Raw genomic sequence first — 16,682 nt, forward strand, 5'->3', positions numbered from 1 at the left:
AGGACCGTGTGAGGGTCTGTTGGTGGTGTTTATCCGAGGTCAGGATTCAATAAAGATGTCAGTCATCGTCACTTACCGAGACTGCCATTATGACAATCGCCACCCAACGCTCACTGCAAGTGCAACTTGGCGCCTTACCGACCGCCGATCCTTCGCTTGAGCGTCACCCTGGTTTTCAACGCCTGTTCCGACCACAGGCGCTGACGGTTGGGCTGATTTTGCCCCTCGAAACCCACGCCGGCCGAGCGGCACCGACCATGCATGATCACGTGGAAATGGCGCAACGCGCCGAGGCGCTTGGTTTTGGCGCGCTATGGATGCGTGACATTCCTTTCTACGACCCGGATTACAACGATGTGGCGCACATCTTTGAGCCCCTGGTCTACATCGGCTTCCTGGCCGCAGCCACACGCAGCATCGTCCTGGGAACCACCGGTATCGTGCTGCCTACCCACGAGCCTATGTATCTGGCCAAGCAAGCGACGTCCCTGGATCAGTTGAGCGAAGGGCGGCTGGTGTTGGGGTTGTCTTCGGGCGATCGATACAGCGATTACCCGATGCTAGGTATCGATTATGAAACCCGTGGTGATCGCTACCGTGATGCCTTCTCGGTGTTTCGCACCCTGATTGAACAGGACTTTCCGCGCTTTCGCTCCGAGCGATTCGGTGGTTCATCCGGAAACCTCGACCTGGTGCCGAAAGCGCCGTATGGACGCGTCCCTTCTATCGCTGTCGGCCAGGCGCAGCAGAGCATCGAGTGGTTGGCTGAACACCTTGATGGCTATCTGGCCGGCGTGCAAAGCCCCGAGCGGCTGGCATCGTTGGGCGAGAGCTGGCACGCCAAAGTGCGTAACATTGAAGGGCGAAACGATTTCAAACCGTTAGGCCTAGGCGGATATCTGGACCTCAGCGACTACCCGGACCAGCCATTCCAGCGCATCCAGGGAGGCTTCCGGGCGGGGCGTAACGGCCTGCGCAATTACCTGGAGCAAGCACAAGCTGCCGGTATTTCGCATATAGCGCTCAACCCCAAGGTCAGCCGTCAACCCTACGGCGAGATTCTTGACGAGCTCGCTGAGCACATCTTGCCGTTATTCCCGTCGCATGTTTGAGGTTTAGCCAACCCTCTCATGATCGATACCTGTCATCGCTTTTGGCGGGTCAGCGACTGTCCCCTCGCATCGTCCTGGCGCCGATGGGCATGCGCGTCAGGTATCAGACATGAGTGGACACTCACTTGTAGGATAACGAGACAACCACCGTCTGCCAGTCGACGTTAGAAGAAATCAATTTCGTAGCCGAATCGTGATGCTGCATTGACGATGTGCTGCCCCATGATCTGGCGTGCCGCCGCCGCATTCCGGTCGGTCAACGCCTGCACCAGGTCTTCGTGCTCACCGCGTGCTGCATGCGGAATATTACTGAACACAGGGCCTCGTCGCGCAAAGTTCATGGTGATCAGTGCCCGCATTGGCTCGAGCACTGTGCGAATCATTGTCTCGAGATAGTCATTGCCAGACGCAGCGGCCACGGCTCGATGGAAGTCGAGGTCTGCGTTCACAGTGTCCAGCGTCGGTTCGCCCACGTATTGCATTCGCAGGACCGCAGCCTGGATTGTTTTCAGCTTGTGGGGCGTCATGTGCGACGCCGCAAGTGCGGCAGCCTGGCTTTCCAGTACGGCCCGCACTTCGAACATGTTGCGGATCGTATTGTCCCCGTCCAGCAACGGCGCGTGCTCGCGCTGGGGTGAGGCTTGCGGTGATGGGGTCGTGGCCGAGACGAACACGCCAACGCCCTGGCGTGACTGGATCAGTCCCTGCGCTCGAAGCGTCGCGATCCCTTCGCGCACGACGTTCCTGCTGACGCCGAAGTTTTGCGCGAGAAACTGCTCCGTTGGCAAGCGGTCTCCAGGACGCAATCGGCCAGACGCAATCTCATCACTCAACGAACGAGCGATGTGTTCAGCCAGATGAGGTCGCCGCGCCACGGGTTGCACATTCATTTCGCTCATTCTTTTTCTTCCTTTCGCTTGTCTTCTTAATCTACATCAGAAGACTTGTTCTCGACAGTTAAAACTGCGTTTCACTTTCGTCATAAAAAATAAAAGCTAATAAAAACAATTGGTTGAATGGCATTTAGACCAAGGTCTAGCGGAAAGCAGCAGTTGTTCAGTTGAAGGACAACAGAACGTCATGTACGTTGTCCTCAAACCGGCACGGGCGAAATTCCAGAATCGCCGCGCCACCCATGCAACCTGCTTGAGGCGAAGTCCTATGAAAATTGCCAGCATCGAAACCATTCCGCTTCGGATTCCCTTCACTACGGGTGGTCCGTCGGCCGGTGGGGTTTGGGGCCCGAAAGACCTGCAAATGGTCGATTCCCTGTTGGTTAAAGTCACCACGGACGAGGGTATCGTCGGCTGGGGCGAAACCTTCGGCTTCACCGCGATACCCGCGGTGAAAGTCGTGATCGACACGATCCTCGCGCCTGAGCTGATTGGCAGTGATGTGACGCGGCGCGAAAAACTGCAGGGGGATCTGCAGAAGAAGTTTCACGTCTTCGGTCGCAGTGGCGCGTTCATCTATGGCCTGTCGGCGATTGACATCGCGTTGTGGGATATCGCCGGCAAAGCGGCTGGTAAACCGATCTACCAGTTGCTGGGTGGCAGCGAGGCCACGTCGTTGGCGGCCTATGCAAGCTTGATCCGCTATGCCGACGCTGAACTGATTCGGGTCAATGTTCAGCGTGCGGTCAACAGCGGTTTCCGTCATCTCAAGTTGCATGAGGTGAATGCAGATGTCATTCGCGCTGCATGCGAAGCCGCCGGCCCCGGTGTGGAAATCACCCTGGACGTCAACGCCCCGTGGTCGGTTCGCGAAGCGCTCGATATGACCGAGAAGCTGCGTCCTTTGAATCTGCGCTGGATCGAAGAGCCGGTGTGGCCGCCGGAAGACTATGCGGGCCTGGCGAGAGTGCGCCAACAGGGCGGCATCCGGGTTGCGGCCGGCGAAAACGCTTCGACGCTGATGGACTTCCAGCATCTGCTTGAAGCCGGCGCAGTCGATTTCATCCAGCCCAGCCCGGCAAAAATGGGCGGCATTACCGAACTGCAAAAAGTCTATGCGCTAGCCAATGCCCATGGCGTCACCGTGATGGTCCACGCCTTTTATGACGGCCCCGGCCTGTTGGCCGCCGTGCATGGCAGTGCCGCCCTCGGCGGCGCGAAGTCCTTGGTCGAATGGCGCTACTTCGATCTCGAAGCGCAGCTCTATGGCGACGCCATCATTCCGCGTAACGGCCGCATCGACGTACCCCAAGGGCCGGGGCTTGGAATCGAGCCGGACCAGGACGTCATTCGAGACTACCGCTTCAAACCTTAACCGCAACGGTCGCCTGGCCATTGCCGCGTTGATCGAGGCCGCCGTATCGGCCTCGATCAGCCACGACGACATTCTTGATAAAAATAAATACGAGGATTGAGCACATGTTAGACAGAATCGTAGGACCCATTTTGCCCGTCGCCTTTGTAATCGCGCTTGGCTACATCGCTGGCAAGCGCGGACGGCTTACCCATTCGGACAGCCTGCTGATCAGCCGGCTGGTACTCGGCTGGATCTTCCCGGCACTGCTGTTTGTCGGGATGGCGAGCACACCCCGTGAACAGCTCTTCGACTTCAAATTCGTCGCGGCTACCTTTATCGGCATCATGGGCATGTACACGATAGCGCTCGCGATCGGCTGGTTCACCACGCGTAATCTCAAGGTCGCGACGCTCAAGGGCTTCGTCAACGGTTACCCGGACGCGGCGTTCATGGGCATCCCGATCCTTGCAACGATGTACGGAGCCGGCAGCATTTATTCGGTGCTGGTGCTGAACCTGGTCGCAAGTCTGGTGATGATCCCCCTGACGACCATGTTGCTCACCATCGCCGATGGAAAGGGCAGTGGCGCTCAGGCGTTCGTGTCGAGCCTGTCGGGAGCGGTCCGCCGTCCGCTGATGTGGGCACCGGCCCTTGGCATTCTGATTTCGCTGCTGCAGGTCAAGCTGCCGCCGATTGCTGCGGAGTCGCTCAATCTTCTCGGCAAGGCAACGCCTGGCGTCTCCCTGCTGTGCCTGGGACTGATCATGTCGTCCGAGAAACTGAAAATGTCGGGTGAGGTGTGGGGCAACCTTGGGCTCAAGCTGCTCGTGCATCCGGTGTTGATGTTCGCCGCCACTGTGGTACTGGGCACTCATGGGCTTTACGCTCAACAGATGATCCTGCTTTGCGCGCTTCCGTCGGCGACTATTCCGGCGATGTTCGCAAACCAGACCGGTGCCTATCAGAGTGAAGCCGCGACCTCCATCCTGGTCAGTACGGTGCTGTCGATCGTGACGTTCTCTTTCGCGATCTACCTGATTGATGGAGGGCTTGCCGCAGCCTGACTGCTGATCGCTTCCAGGGTAGGGCGGTGCCCGCGCAGGGCCGCAATCGGCAACGGACAAAAACCATTGCGGACCGCTATCCTTGGCCCATGCTCATCGAACGGGTTCTCCCCATGCTGGAAGTCCAGGGTGTCTTCAAAAGCTACGTCACCCCGCAAGGGCCATTGCCGGTGTTGCAGGGTGTCGACCTGAGCCTCAAACCCGGCAGCAGCCTGGCGCTGATGGGCGAGTCGGGCAGTGGCAAGAGCACCTTGCTGCACCTGATCGCCGGGCTGGACAAGGTCGATCGCGGCAGCATCCGCAGCGGTGAGCATCGACTGGAACAGATGAACGAAGGGCAACTGGCGAGCTGGCGCCGCTGCGAGATCGGCCTGGTGTTCCAGCAGTTCAACCTGATCGGCAGTTTGCGGGTGGAGGACAACCTGGCGTTTCAGGCGCGCCTTGCCGGCCGCCATGATCCGCGCTGGCAGGCGCATCTGGTGCAGCGCCTGGGCTTGGGCGATTTGCTGCGGCGCTACCCCGAACAACTCTCCGGCGGCCAGCAACAACGGGTCGCCTTGGGCCGAGCCCTGGCGTCGCGACCCAAGTTGCTGCTGGCCGACGAGCCCACCGGCAGCCTCGATGAAGCCACCAGCGACGAGGTGCTGAGGTTGCTGCTGGAGTTGCTCGACGACACGCCGACGACCCTGCTGATGGTCACTCACAGCCCCAGTGTGGCTGCGCGAATGGCCGAAAAGGTGGTGCTGCACGGCGGTCGACTGGCAGCCGTGGGCGACCGCTGAGATGCGCATTTTTCGCGAAACCCTGCGCGCGCTGCTCAGTCATTGGCGACAGCACCCGGTGCAGTTTTTCAGCGTGCTGACCGGGCTGTGGCTGGCCACCAGTCTGCTGACCGGGGTGCAAGCGTTGAACAGCCAGGCGCGGGACAGCTATGCCCGGGCCAGTCAGCTGATCGGCGGTGAACCCCAGGCCAGCCTGAGTGCGCCCGGTGGCGGGACTTTCTCCCAGCAACTGTTTGTCGACCTGCGCCGCGCCGGGTGGCCGGTGTCGCCGGTGTTGCAGGGCCGGCTGACGCTCAAGGGCCATGAGGATCAGCGGCTGCAACTGATGGGCATCGAGCCCGTGTCGCTACCGGCCGGGTCCGAGGTGGCGGGGCAGGCTTTGGCCATCGAGCAGGTCGTCGAGTTTTTCACAGCGCTAGGCAGCACCTGGATTGCACCGCAGACCTTGCAAGGATTGGGGCTGAAGGAGGGGGAGCGGCCGCTGGCACTGAACGGCCGGGCCTTGCCGCCGCTGCTCGCTCAAGCGGACATGGCGCCGGGGGTGCTGCTGGTGGACATCGGTTTTGCCCAGCAGATTCTCGGTTTGCCGGATCAGTTGTCACGTCTGCTGCTGCCCGGGGATTTCTCCGCGACACTGCCCGAGCCGTTCAAGGGACAACTCCAACTCAAGACCCGCGGCGAAGAAAACAATCTGGCGCGCCTGACCGAGAGCTTTCACCTGAACCTGGATGCCTTGGGTTTTTTGTCGTTCGTGGTCGGCCTGTTTATCGTGCACGCCGCGATAGGGCTGGCGCTGGAACAGCGTCGCGGTTTACTGCGGACCCTGCGTGCCTGCGGGGTCAGCGCACGGATGCTTATTGCCTGTCTTGCCGTCGAACTGGGCGGTTTGGCCTTGATCGGCGGCGTGGCCGGGGTCGCAAGCGGTTACCTGTTGGCCAGCGTGTTGCTGCCGGATGTCGCCGCCAGCCTGCGCGGGTTGTACGGTGCCGAAGTGGCCGGGCAGTTGAGCCTGAGCCCGCTGTGGTGGCTCAGAGGCGTCGGCCTGAGCCTGTTCGGCGCCGCGCTCGCCGGCGCCAACAGTGTGTGGCGTGCAGCGCGCTTGCCGTTGCTGGCCCTGGCCGATCCGCAGGCCTGGCACCAGGCCCATGCGCGCTGGTTGCGCCGTCAGGGCTGGGTGGCGGCGCTGGCCTTGGGCATTGCGTTGCTGGCCTTGCTGCGCGGGGACAGCCTGGCCAGTGGTTTTGTGCTCATGGCCACGCTATTGCTGGGCGCCGCGTTGGCGCTGCCGGTGGTGCTCAATGCCGTGCTCAATGGCCTGGCCCACCGCAGTGCTTCGGTGCTCGGCCAGTGGTTCATCGCCGATTGCCGCCAGCAGCTGCCGGCCTTGAGCCTGGCGCTGATGGCGCTGCTGCTGGCCCTGGCGGCCAACATCGGTGCCGGCAGCATGACCGCCGGTTTTCGCCAGACCTTCAGCCACTGGCTGGAACAACGGCTGACTGCCGAGCTCTACCTCAATCCACAGAACCCGGCCCAGGCTCGGGAGATGCACGACTGGCTCAAGCAACAACCGCAGTTGACGGCGGTGTTGCCCAACTGGCAGGTTTCCATTCAATTGCAAGGCTGGCCGGCGGATGTCTTTGGCGTGATCGATCACCCGACCTATCGTCAGCACTGGCCGTTGCTGGAAGCCTTGGACGACAAGGCCTGGGATCGCCTGGCAGCGGACGACACGATGATGCTGAGCGAACAACTGGCGCGGCGCTTGAAGGTGACGCTCGGCGATCAGTTGACGATTGCCACGCCCAACGGTCCATGGTCGCCGCGCATAGTCGGCATCTACGCCGACTATGGCAATCCCAAGGGCCACCTGCTGGTCAACGTCGATCACTTGCTGCGCGCCTGGCCGCAACTGACACCGAACCGCTTCAACCTGCGCATCGAGCCGGCATTGATAACGCCGTTCGTGACGGCGCTGCAAGCACGCTTCGCCCTGGAAGACAGCCGCATTGTCGACCAGGCCCGGCTCAAGGGCTGGTCGACGCAAGTGTTCGAGCGCACCTTCGCTGCCACCGCCGCGCTCAATAGCCTGACCCTTTGCGTAGCCGGCGTGGCGCTGTTCATCAGCCTGCTGACGCAAAGCCAGAGCCGTCTCGGGCAACTGGCGCCGTTGTGGGCGCTGGGCGTGACCCGCCGGCAACTGATGCTGCTCAACCTCGGGCAAACCTGGCTGCTGGCGCTGTTGACCCTGGTGCTGGCGTTGCCCTTGGGTATCGCGCTGGCCTGGTGCCTGGACGCGGTGATCAACGTCCAGGCGTTTGGCTGGCGCCTGCCGCTGCAGGTGTTTCCCCAGCAATTGCTGCAGTTGATGGGGCTGGCGTTGTTGGCGACTTTACTGGCGTCAGCGTGGCCGCTGTATTCGCTGTATCGCACGCAACCGGCGGACCTGCTGAGGACCTTTGCCCATGAGGATTAAGCTCGGGCTATGCCTGGCCGTCGCGTTGCTCGCTGGTTGCGATCAGCCGGCGCCGGTGGAGAAGGGGTTCGCCGGCCTTGGCAAACAAGCCGCCGCGTTTGCCGAGGTTGTGCCCGGCCGGGTGTTCAGCTTCCCGGCGGATCATGGCCCTCATGATGGTTTTCGCATCGAATGGTGGTACGTCACCGCCAACCTCAAGGATGATCAGGGCCGCGAGTTCGGCGTGCAATGGACACTTTTTCGCAGTGCCTTGAAGGCGGCGCCCGAAACGGCTGGCTGGGGCAACCAGACGATATGGCTGGGCCACGCGGCGGTAACATCGGCCTCGGTGCATCACGCCGCCGAGCGTTATGCCCGGGGCGGCGTGGGACAGGCCGGCGTGAGCCTGACGCCGTTCAACGCGTGGATCGACGACTGGCGCTTCAGCACTCAGGCAACCGGTGCTGATCCCTTGGCCGATCTGCAGCTCAGCGCCCGCGACAAGGCGTTCAGCTACCAGCTGCGGCTGACCGCGAATCGACCGCTGGTGCTGCAGGGCGACAAGGGGTTCAGTCAGAAATCCGAACAGGGCCAGGCGTCCTATTACTACAGCCAGCCGTTTTTCCAGGCCAGCGGCACACTGGAGATCGACGGCCAGCGTTTTCAGGTCAGCGGCCCCGCCTGGCTTGACCGGGAATGGAGCAGTCAACCCCTGACCGCCAATCAGAGCGGTTGGGACTGGTTTTCCCTGCACCTGGCCGGCGGCGAGCAGGTGATGCTTTATCGCATGCGGCAAAAGGATGGCGAACCTTACCTGACGGGAACCTGGATCGACGCCCAGGGCCAGGCGCAAATGCTCACCGCCGACGACATCCGCCTTACCCCGCAGGATACCGCCAAGGTGGCCGGGCGTTCGATGCCCGTGCGCTGGTCGATCCAGATCCCCGGCAAACACCTCGACATCGTCATCAGCGCCCTCAACCCCAATGCCTGGATGGATCTGCGCATCCCTTACTGGGAAGGTCCGGTGCGTTTGAGCGGCAGCCATGGCGGGCAGGGGTATCTGGAAATGACCGGTTATTAAAACCAAAGAATCGCAGCCTGCGGCAGCTCCCACAGGGTTCGACAATCAACCGGAACTCCGTGGGGTGTCCACCTCTCTACCGTACGAATGCCTCTGCTGGAGCCCGCCATGCGCGAAGACCTTACAACGCCCGACCTGGACGCATGGCAGCGCCTGTTCGAAGACGAGGCGTACTGGCAGCAGTCCCCCGACTCCTATTACATGGATTTGCAGCGTCTGGCGGACGATCTGCTGGGGCAGGGCGCCATCGATCTCGAACAATGGCAGGAACTCAAGGCCAGGGCGGAACAATCCCACAAGGACTCCCCGGCGATCAACGTTGCCCGGGAGCTCGATGATCCTGAAGCATGAGGAGGATGCCCATGAAACCCACACCCGATACGCAGCACCCCGACGAGCCTCGGCCGCCCGGAGAAACCGAGCGTGACAACGACGCCCTGCGCCCCACTGATCCGACCCGGCGCAAGGAAAGCGGCAAAGGTACGACCAGCGGCGAATCCACCGCTCAAGAAACTGCGAACACTCCCTGATCAGCGTCTATGCTCATCCCACACACGGCGTTGCGGCTTCGCTTGCGCGCCGTTTGTCATCATTTACCACAGGGAATGTTCTGCCTATGAAACTCAATGCACTGACCAAAGCCGTCGCCCTTGCCACCTTGCTGTCCGCCGCCAGTCTTAATGCCGTTGCAGACGACATTCCGTTGTCTGCCGTCGTGGAAGCTGACCAGATCAGCACCGAAGTCGTCTCGGTCGATGCCGCCAAACATCAAGTGGTGCTTAAAGGGCCGGAAGGTCGCCAGGTTCATGTGCAACTGACCGACAAGGCGAAAAACCTCGGCAACCTCAAGGCCGGCGACCAGGTCGACATCAAGGTCACCCGTTCCGTCGCGGCCTACCTCGACACCGATGTCGACAAAGGCTTGCCGGGCAGCTCGGAGCGTGTCGGTGAAGCCCGCAACGCACCCGGGAACGTCCCTGGCGGCGAAGCTTATCGTCAGGTGCAAGTCCAGCTGCAAATCACCGACATCGACCTGAAGACAAACCAGGTGTCCTTTAAAAACCCGCAGGGGCAAACCAAAACCATCACTGTCGAAGATCCGAAAGTTCAAGCCAAGCTCAAGGACCTTAAAGTCGGACAAAGCGTGTACGTGACATACACCGACATTCTGCAAGTGACCACCAAAGCCAAAAGTTGAGTGATCTCTCAATTGATTGTTCCTGTACAACTTTTGTATAGGAACAATCAACTACTTTGGTCGAACCAGTGAGTTTAAGTTGTTGGTTTTGAATGGTATTTAAGCCGACATCTAATAGGGTATGTATCAGCAAATTTCATGTTTAAGGCGCGGACATATCCGTAAACATCTATTAAAATACATCCCGTTCGCCCGGTGCCAGGGTTCTTTACCAGTGCAAGGATTGCCGAGGCCATTGCACTGGGCGAACTCTTCTACACGATGGATGACTGCACTTTCAATCGAATGAACGGCGCAGTTGTTATGTTCTGAAATATCCACCGGGCTTAAACTTGTAACTAACTGTTATCAGTTTGCCTGCAGCCCCGCGATGGAGTGACGACGACATGAAAATCCTGATGGTTCTAACGTCCCATGATCAATTGGGTAACACCGGCAAGAAAACCGGCTTTTGGCTGGAAGAATTCGCGGCACCCTATTACGCCTTCAAGGACGCTGGCGCTCAACTGACCCTGGCTTCGCCCAAGGGCGGCCAGCCACCGCTGGACCCCAAGAGCGACGAGCCGGATGCGCAAACCGAAGCCACGGAACGCTTTCGCCAGGACCCTTCGGCTCAGTCCGCACTGGCCTCTACCGTCGTACTGGACACGGTGAAGGCGCAGGATTATGACGCGATCTTCTATCCAGGCGGGCATGGTCCGCTCTGGGACCTGGCCGAAGACCGGCATTCGATTGCCCTCATCGAAGCCTTTTACAACGCCGGCAAACCGGTTGCGACGGTCTGCCATGCGCCGGGCGTATTGCGTCATGCCAAAGGCGCCGACGGCCAGCCACTGGTCAAGGGCAAGCAGGTCACGGGCTTTACCAACAGCGAAGAAGAGGCGGTGCAACTGACCGATGTCGTGCCGTTCCTGGTGGAGGACGAGCTCAAGGCCAAGGGCGGGATTTTTTCCAAGGGACCTGACTGGGCGAGCTACGTGCGAACCGACGGCCTGTTGCTGACGGGGCAGAATCCGGCGTCTTCACAGGCCACGGCTGAAGCTTTGCTGGCCAAGTTGAAATGATCACTTTGTAGGAGCCGGCTTGCCGGCGAACTCGTCTTCGAACAGTGCGTAAGTCTTGCGCACGCTTTCGCCGCGATGCGGCGACCCGACAAGCCGGCTCCTGCAGGGGAGGTGTTAATTAATTGCCCAATGCGGCAAGACACTGCTCGATCGAGCGCTGCTGCGTTTGTGCATACAACTGCAGTTCATCAATGGTCGAACGCCCCAGGGCCTTTTCGAACGCCTGCTGGTTGGAGTGCTCGCCGTAGTGGGTTTGCGCGCCATCCCCCAGGTTTGACTGGAAGATCCCTGCCGCGCTGACCGGCAGGAAATCTTCGTACACCAGCGGTTCAACTCGCAGATACCCGCCACTGACCAGCTCTTCGAGGCTCAAGGTGTCCAGGTCATCGGCCGCCTGGCCTTTTTCCGTCACGAAGTAGCGAAAGAACGCCAGTTCCTGTTGGCGCATGCCCTCATGGGTGTCGGGAAATTCACTGAAGTGTTGCGCCATCAATTCGTTGTAGCGAGCGGCGTTGGCTTCGTTGGGGAAATCCTTGAGCTCGTCCCGTGCGGCATTGAGCAAACGGTCGTACAGCGCCCGGCCTTTGGGTGTCAGTGCAGCGCCGCGTTGTTCGATTTCACCGAAGCGGGCGCTGTGGCTGCCGCGGGTGTCAGCTTGATCGGTGAAAGCGACCGGTTCGTCGAGTGCCTTGAAACTGGTCTGGCGCAGCAGGATAGGGCACTGGCGGCGCGGCGGACCTTCGATCACCGCTTTGGGGGTGATGCCGTGCGCCGGCATTTGCGCCTGCACGATGTCGATGTCGAGGGTGCGCGGTGTCAGGTGATTGATGTGCGGTCCCTTGAACGCCACCACATCGGCAATCAGGCGATGCTGGGCGCTGAGTTTCTGATATTGCTCGGCGGTGACCGTGGCGCTGTGGTGCCAGCGGAAGGTTTCCAGCGACTGTTCAACGAACTCGTCGGCCTCTTTTTCGGTGAGGCCTCCTTGGGTTTCGGCGCGATCGATGAGCCTGAGGGCGGCGGGGGTGAAGATCGAACGCTTGTCCAGCACCGACTGGGCAAAGGCCCGCAGCTCCAGGTCTTCGATCAGTTCCAGGCGCAACAGCGAGGTGAACACCCGGAACGGGCTGACCTGCAACGACGCCTCATGCACGGCACGGAAGGCGGTGGAATGCACCGGCACGCCGGCCGGGGTCAGGTCGTAATATCCCACCGGCTGCATGCCCATCACCGCGAACAGGCGGGCGAGGGTGGCCAGTTCAGCGGCGGTGCCGACCCGGATGGCACCATGGCGCTCAAGGTCCAGGCGCTCGATTTCACCGGTGTTGTTCAACTGTCGGGCCACTTGTGGGTCGCTGTCCAGCACGTGGCGATTGGTCTGTTCCACCAATTCCATCAGCGCGCCGTACAGCGGCACTTCTTCGCGGTACATGTCGGACATCGCTTTGGAGAAGCGTTGGCGGATCAGGTCGGGGCTGACGAAGCTGGGGTGGCTCATGAATGACATTCCTGGCGCGTGGACGTGAAGGATGGAAGAAAAGATCGCAGCCTTCAGCGACGCCGGCAAACGAAGTTTCTGACGGACTTCATTCTACAAAGGACTGCCAGTTCAGTGCAGTCGTTGATCCTGCGGGCTCTCTGAGCGCAGCGATGCCAAAAACTCCCGATACAGGTGCGCCGAGCCGGCAGGAGATTCAACCATCGGCATGTGCCCGATGCCTTCCCATATTTCCACCCGCAAATCCGCCAGGCCTTTGCTCCAGATGGCCACGCTGCTGACATCGATCAAGCGATCCTTGCGCCCCCACAGCAACAGCGCTGGTGCCTTGATCGCCGGCAGTTTCGGTTCCATGGGCGGGCTGGCGCGAAAATCGCGGAAGATTTCTTCCAGTTCGTCGCGCGACTGTTGATAGCGATGGGCGATAGCGTCCAGCACCACCCGCGGTACCCACGGTGGTTCGGCCATGGTCATGCCATAGAAGTATTTGAATTCTTCCCGGGAGTGAATCAGGAACGGGTTGTGCCCCTTGGCCAGATGCCGCTCCAGGTCACTGGGCTCCGGTTCGGTCACCCCGGCAGGGTCGAACAGGGCGAGCGAGGCAATGCGCTCCGGATAGTGGGCTGCCAACCAGGCGGCGATGTAGCCACCCATCGAGTTGCCGATGACATGGACCTTGTCAACCCCGCAAACATCGAGCAATTGGATCATTCGCTTGGCTTGCAATGGGATGTCATAGCCGCCGCCCGCCTTGAAGCCGGTTTCGCCATGCCCGGCGATGTCGGGAATGATCACCCGGTAATTGCCGACAAAGTGCCGGGCAAATCGCAGCCACAGGTTCTTGTCGGCACTGAAGCCGTGCAGCATCAATACATTGCTGGACGCCTCATACGGCCCGCCTTGCCAGGTCGAGACGGTCATTTCGGCGATGGGCACGACGATCTTGTGCAGCTTGTACAACCTGGCCTCGACGGCCACGCTCAAGTCATACAGCCAGTAACCGATCGCCGGGTAGCTCAACCAGCTCCAGGCGGCGAAAACCGCGATAGCGACAACCAGTAAAAGCATCAGGCGTCTTCCTTCTATCTGATCAGGACACTATGTGATCAGCCGGTTTCAGGGTTCGGGTCAAACGGTGAAAGCTGAAACTGAACCCTGGAAACATGGCAATCACATGACCGCTCTTGCTTTGATACCAACTGTGGCAGCCTCCGGACTTCCACACCGTACGCTGCATTTCTCTATGTATCATTTCAGTGTAGGTACGTTCTGCCTCGGGGCGTACTTCGATGCTGCGCAAACCGCATGCTTTTAACGTGCGAATGCAATCGAGGATGTAGTTCATCTGCGATTCGATGATGAACAGCGCCGAAGTATGGCCAATACCGGTGTTCGGCCCGGTGACGATAAACAGGTTGGGAAAGGCCGGCAGGCTGGTGCCGAGGTAGGCCCTTGGGTACTGCGCCCAGATGTCTGAGAGGCGTATGCGGTTTTTACCGCTGACGGGGTAGGAAATGACCCCGTCGGTGGCGTCGTAACCGGTGGACCAGACGATCAGGTCCAGGTCGATGTGCTGGCCGTCCTGCATGACGATGCCGGTTTCATCGATGGCGGCGATGCCCTGTTCGCGGCTGTGCAATGTCACGTTAGGGCGACCCAGCGCGGGGTAAAGGGTGCTCGACAGAATCACCCGTTTACAGCCGATGGTGTAGTCCGGTGTCAGTTTGCGCCGCAGTTCGGCGTCCGGCACCTGGCGCTTGAGGAAGCGCAGGGCTTGGTATTGCACCATGCGGATGGCCGGTTTCGAGTATTTGAAGGCAATCACCCGGGTTTCAAATTGCCAGTAGATCATCCAGCGCAGCAGCTTGTAGGCCGGCTTGATTCCCAGCAACCAACGCTGGAAACGGCCGAAGGTGCGGTCAGCCCGAGGCAGCACCCAATGCGGCGTGCGCTGGAATACATGCAGGTGCTCGACGTCCGGGGCGATTGCCGGAATCACCTGGGCCGCACTGGCGCCACTGCCGACGATGGCGACACGCTTGTGCCGGTAATCGTAGGAATGATCCCAATTGTTGGTGTGAAAGGTTTTGCCTCCAAAACGCTCCTGCCCTTCGAAGTGCGGGACCACCGGTTGGCTCAAGGGCCCGGTGGCATTGATCAGGAATTGCGCATGAAAGGTGCCCTTGGCGGTGTGCACCACCCAGTGTTTTTGCACGTCGTCCCACTCGACGCGCTCGACATTGGCCTGCAGTTCCACCTTGTCCAGCAGGCCGAAGTGCTCCACCACGTAACGGGTATAGCGGTGCAGTTCAGCCTGTTCGGCGAACATCTGTGTCCAGCGGTAGGGGGCGAACGACAGCGAATAGAGCGGCGAGGGCACGTCGACCGCGGCGCCCGGGTAGGTGTTCTGGCACCAGGTGCCGCCGAAGAAATCCCGCCGTTCCAGCAGGCGAAAGTCGGTGATGCCGGCCTTGAGCAAATTGACCGCCGCGCACTGGCCGCCGAAACCGCTGCCGATGATCAGCACTTGAAAGGTCTGCATGGGCCTCCTGTTCAACATCGAGAATCAATCCTTACCTTCATGTATAGCCGTTTCTGCAGGCGTAACGATTTTGCTGGCGACGGGAGCTCGATCCGTCAGGCGGTGATGGCTATTTGATCTTGCCCTGTTAGACTTCGGGCACACTTGCAATCCCGGTGTGAACAGGTTTCGTTCTGTGGTGCAGAGGTCCCAATGGGAAAGAAGGGAGGAAAAGGACTTTCACTGGCCAGGAGGCTCTACACATCGCGCGTCCTCGGCCTGGTGTTGGGGCTGATATGCGTGGGTGTGGCGATGTACCCGCTGGACCCGGCACCCTGGGTATGGGGGCTCATGCTGTTCAACGGCCTGCTCTGGCCGCACCTGGCCTACCTGTGGGCGCGGCGCGCCAAGGCCGCTTATCACGCCGAACACCGCAACCTGTTGATCGACGCGTTCATGGGCGGCTTCTGGGTCGCCGCGATGCAATTCAATCCGCTGCCCAGTGCAACGACCATTTCCATGATGGCAATGAACAACGTGGCCATCGGCGGACTGCGCTTTCTGCTGGCGGGTACGGTCGCGCAGGTCCTCGGGATCGGCGTCGGCTGGTTGATCTTCACGCCGCTGTTCATCCCTGAAACAACCCAACTGCAGCTCTACGCCTGTTTGCCCCTGATGTGCTTTTACCCGCTGGCGCTGGGCTTGATCTGTTTTCGCCAGGCGCATACCCTCGGCCAGCAAAAGCGCGAGCTGTTGGCCCTGAGCCGTACCGACAGCCTGACCGGCCTGCTCAATCACGGCGCCTGGAAGGATCAGCTGGAAGTCGAGTTCCAGCGCTGCCAACGACAGCATCATGGCGGGGCCATCGCGCTGATCGACATTGACCACTTCAAAAGCATCAATGACACCTACGGCCATGTGGCCGGTGACATCGTGCTGCGCCAATTGAGCAAGATGCTCAAGCAGAACCTGCGGGCCACCGATGTGGCCGGGCGTTATGGTGGCGACGAGTTCTGCGTGATCCTTCCCGACCTGCCCCTGGGCAGCGCCGCCGCGGCCATGGACGCCCTGCGTGACCGCTTCGCAACCTTGGGCTACGAACAGAATCCGGCCCTGAAAGTCAGCCTGAGCATCGGCCTGGCGGCCTTCAACGCCCGCCACAGCGATGCGACCCTGTGGCTCAACGACGCTGACCAGGCGCTGTACGAGGCCAAGACCACGGGGCGCAATCGGGTTATCTGCTGCAGCAATGACCGGCCTCATCGCCCATCTCTCGCGGCCGTACCCGATCAACTGTAGGAGCTGGCTTGCCAGCGAAGACGGCCTGATAGCCAATCCATTTCCCACGGCCGTACCCGATCCGCTGTAGGAGCTGGCTTGCCAGCGAAGGCGGCCTCACAGGCGACGAATATCTTTCCGGTGTACATATGCATTCCTGCGGTAACAGCCACCAATGGTTTCGCCCTTACGGCGAGTCACTTGGAAAAACGGAACGCCGGCCAGCCCCACGTAACCATGGGCTCTTGCCCCTGGTGTTCGGTGCCTCGCCTAGGCTCGGCAATCAAGATCAAAAGCCAGAGCCAGCTCAAAACCACTCGCTACTCACCCACGACGAGTTCCCACGTAAGAGCGTCGCAGCGATCAATACATGGCGCAC

At 60.5% G+C, this 16,682-nt stretch carries 15 protein-coding genes; 11 read left to right on the forward strand and 4 right to left on the reverse strand.

Translation table 11 applies throughout. The annotated features are described in order from the left end of the window. The first annotated feature begins 89 nt into the window (after positions 1–89). Positions 90–1,112 carry an LLM class oxidoreductase gene (locus tag NQL71_RS12945; protein WP_274642749.1) on the forward strand — a complete coding sequence of 341 codons (1,023 nt, stop codon included), beginning with the start codon at positions 90–92 and terminating at the stop codon, positions 1,110–1,112. Between the two features lie 164 nt (positions 1,113–1,276). Here NQL71_RS12945 and NQL71_RS12950 read toward each other — a convergent pair whose 3' ends face one another. Beyond that, on the reverse strand, positions 1,277–2,011 hold the full coding sequence (locus tag NQL71_RS12950; RefSeq protein ID WP_046816267.1) for a FadR/GntR family transcriptional regulator: 735 nt from the start codon (positions 2,009–2,011) through the stop codon (positions 1,277–1,279). 262 nt (positions 2,012–2,273) lie between these two features. Here NQL71_RS12950 and NQL71_RS12955 point away from each other — a divergent pair, with 262 nt between their 5' ends. The 9 genes from NQL71_RS12955 to NQL71_RS12995 all read left to right on the forward strand — a co-directional run bounded on the left by NQL71_RS12955 (position 2,274) and on the right by NQL71_RS12995 (position 11,006). Next, positions 2,274–3,380 carry a mandelate racemase/muconate lactonizing enzyme family protein gene (locus NQL71_RS12955; protein WP_274642750.1) on the forward strand — a complete coding sequence of 369 codons (1,107 nt, stop codon included), beginning with the start codon at positions 2,274–2,276 and terminating at the stop codon, positions 3,378–3,380. Between the two features lie 104 nt (positions 3,381–3,484). Beyond that, positions 3,485–4,426: an AEC family transporter gene (locus NQL71_RS12960; protein ID WP_046816269.1), complete on the forward strand. Its 942-nt coding sequence runs from the start codon at positions 3,485–3,487 to the stop codon at positions 4,424–4,426. A gap of 113 nt (positions 4,427–4,539) precedes the next feature. Next, complete coding sequence (locus tag NQL71_RS12965; RefSeq protein ID WP_274642751.1) at positions 4,540–5,208, forward strand: ABC transporter ATP-binding protein; 669 nt, start codon at positions 4,540–4,542, stop codon at positions 5,206–5,208. Position 5,209: 1 nt separating this feature from the next. Continuing rightward, positions 5,210–7,681 (forward strand): ABC transporter permease, encoded by a 2,472-nt coding sequence (locus NQL71_RS12970; RefSeq protein ID WP_274642752.1) that lies wholly within the window; start codon positions 5,210–5,212, stop codon positions 7,679–7,681. Next, complete coding sequence (locus tag NQL71_RS12975) at positions 7,671–8,744, forward strand: lipocalin-like domain-containing protein (protein ID WP_274642753.1); 1,074 nt, start codon at positions 7,671–7,673, stop codon at positions 8,742–8,744. The genes NQL71_RS12970 and NQL71_RS12975 overlap by 11 nt, the downstream gene beginning before the upstream one ends. A gap of 108 nt (positions 8,745–8,852) precedes the next feature. Beyond that, on the forward strand, positions 8,853–9,095 hold the full coding sequence (locus tag NQL71_RS12980; RefSeq protein WP_166620730.1) for a hypothetical protein: 243 nt from the start codon (positions 8,853–8,855) through the stop codon (positions 9,093–9,095). Positions 9,096–9,106: 11 nt separating this feature from the next. Continuing rightward, positions 9,107–9,274 carry a hypothetical protein gene (locus tag NQL71_RS12985; RefSeq protein ID WP_162837827.1) on the forward strand — a complete coding sequence of 56 codons (168 nt, stop codon included), beginning with the start codon at positions 9,107–9,109 and terminating at the stop codon, positions 9,272–9,274. Positions 9,275–9,360: 86 nt separating this feature from the next. Further along, positions 9,361–9,942, forward strand: coding sequence for a hypothetical protein (locus NQL71_RS12990; RefSeq protein ID WP_046816274.1), 582 nt, complete (start codon positions 9,361–9,363; stop codon positions 9,940–9,942). Positions 9,943–10,328: 386 nt separating this feature from the next. After that, positions 10,329–11,006 (forward strand): type 1 glutamine amidotransferase domain-containing protein, encoded by a 678-nt coding sequence (locus NQL71_RS12995; RefSeq protein ID WP_274642754.1) that lies wholly within the window; start codon positions 10,329–10,331, stop codon positions 11,004–11,006. Positions 11,007–11,124: 118 nt separating this feature from the next. Here the strand turns inward: NQL71_RS12995 and hglS are convergent, their stop codons facing one another. The 3 genes from hglS to NQL71_RS13010 form a co-directional block, all read right to left on the reverse strand. Next, positions 11,125–12,504, reverse strand: a complete 1,380-nt coding sequence (gene hglS / locus NQL71_RS13000) for a 2-oxoadipate dioxygenase/decarboxylase HglS (RefSeq protein WP_274642755.1) — start codon at positions 12,502–12,504, stop codon at positions 11,125–11,127. A gap of 111 nt (positions 12,505–12,615) precedes the next feature. Continuing rightward, positions 12,616–13,572, reverse strand: a complete 957-nt coding sequence (locus NQL71_RS13005; protein WP_077182978.1) for an alpha/beta fold hydrolase — start codon at positions 13,570–13,572, stop codon at positions 12,616–12,618. Between the two features lie 22 nt (positions 13,573–13,594). Then, positions 13,595–15,046: a flavin-containing monooxygenase gene (locus NQL71_RS13010; protein WP_274642756.1), complete on the reverse strand. Its 1,452-nt coding sequence runs from the start codon at positions 15,044–15,046 to the stop codon at positions 13,595–13,597. Positions 15,047–15,238: 192 nt separating this feature from the next. On the opposite strand from NQL71_RS13010, the gene NQL71_RS13015 reads away from it, so the two are divergent. Then, the gene (locus NQL71_RS13015; protein WP_077182980.1) at positions 15,239–16,324 is read left to right on the forward strand and encodes a diguanylate cyclase; all 1,086 of its coding nucleotides are present in this window, start codon (positions 15,239–15,241) and stop codon (positions 16,322–16,324) included. Positions 16,325–16,682 lie beyond the last annotated feature (358 nt).

It is taken from the genome of Pseudomonas serbica (genome assembly GCF_028823535.1).
Classification (GTDB): domain Bacteria; phylum Pseudomonadota; class Gammaproteobacteria; order Pseudomonadales; family Pseudomonadaceae; genus Aquipseudomonas; species Aquipseudomonas serbica.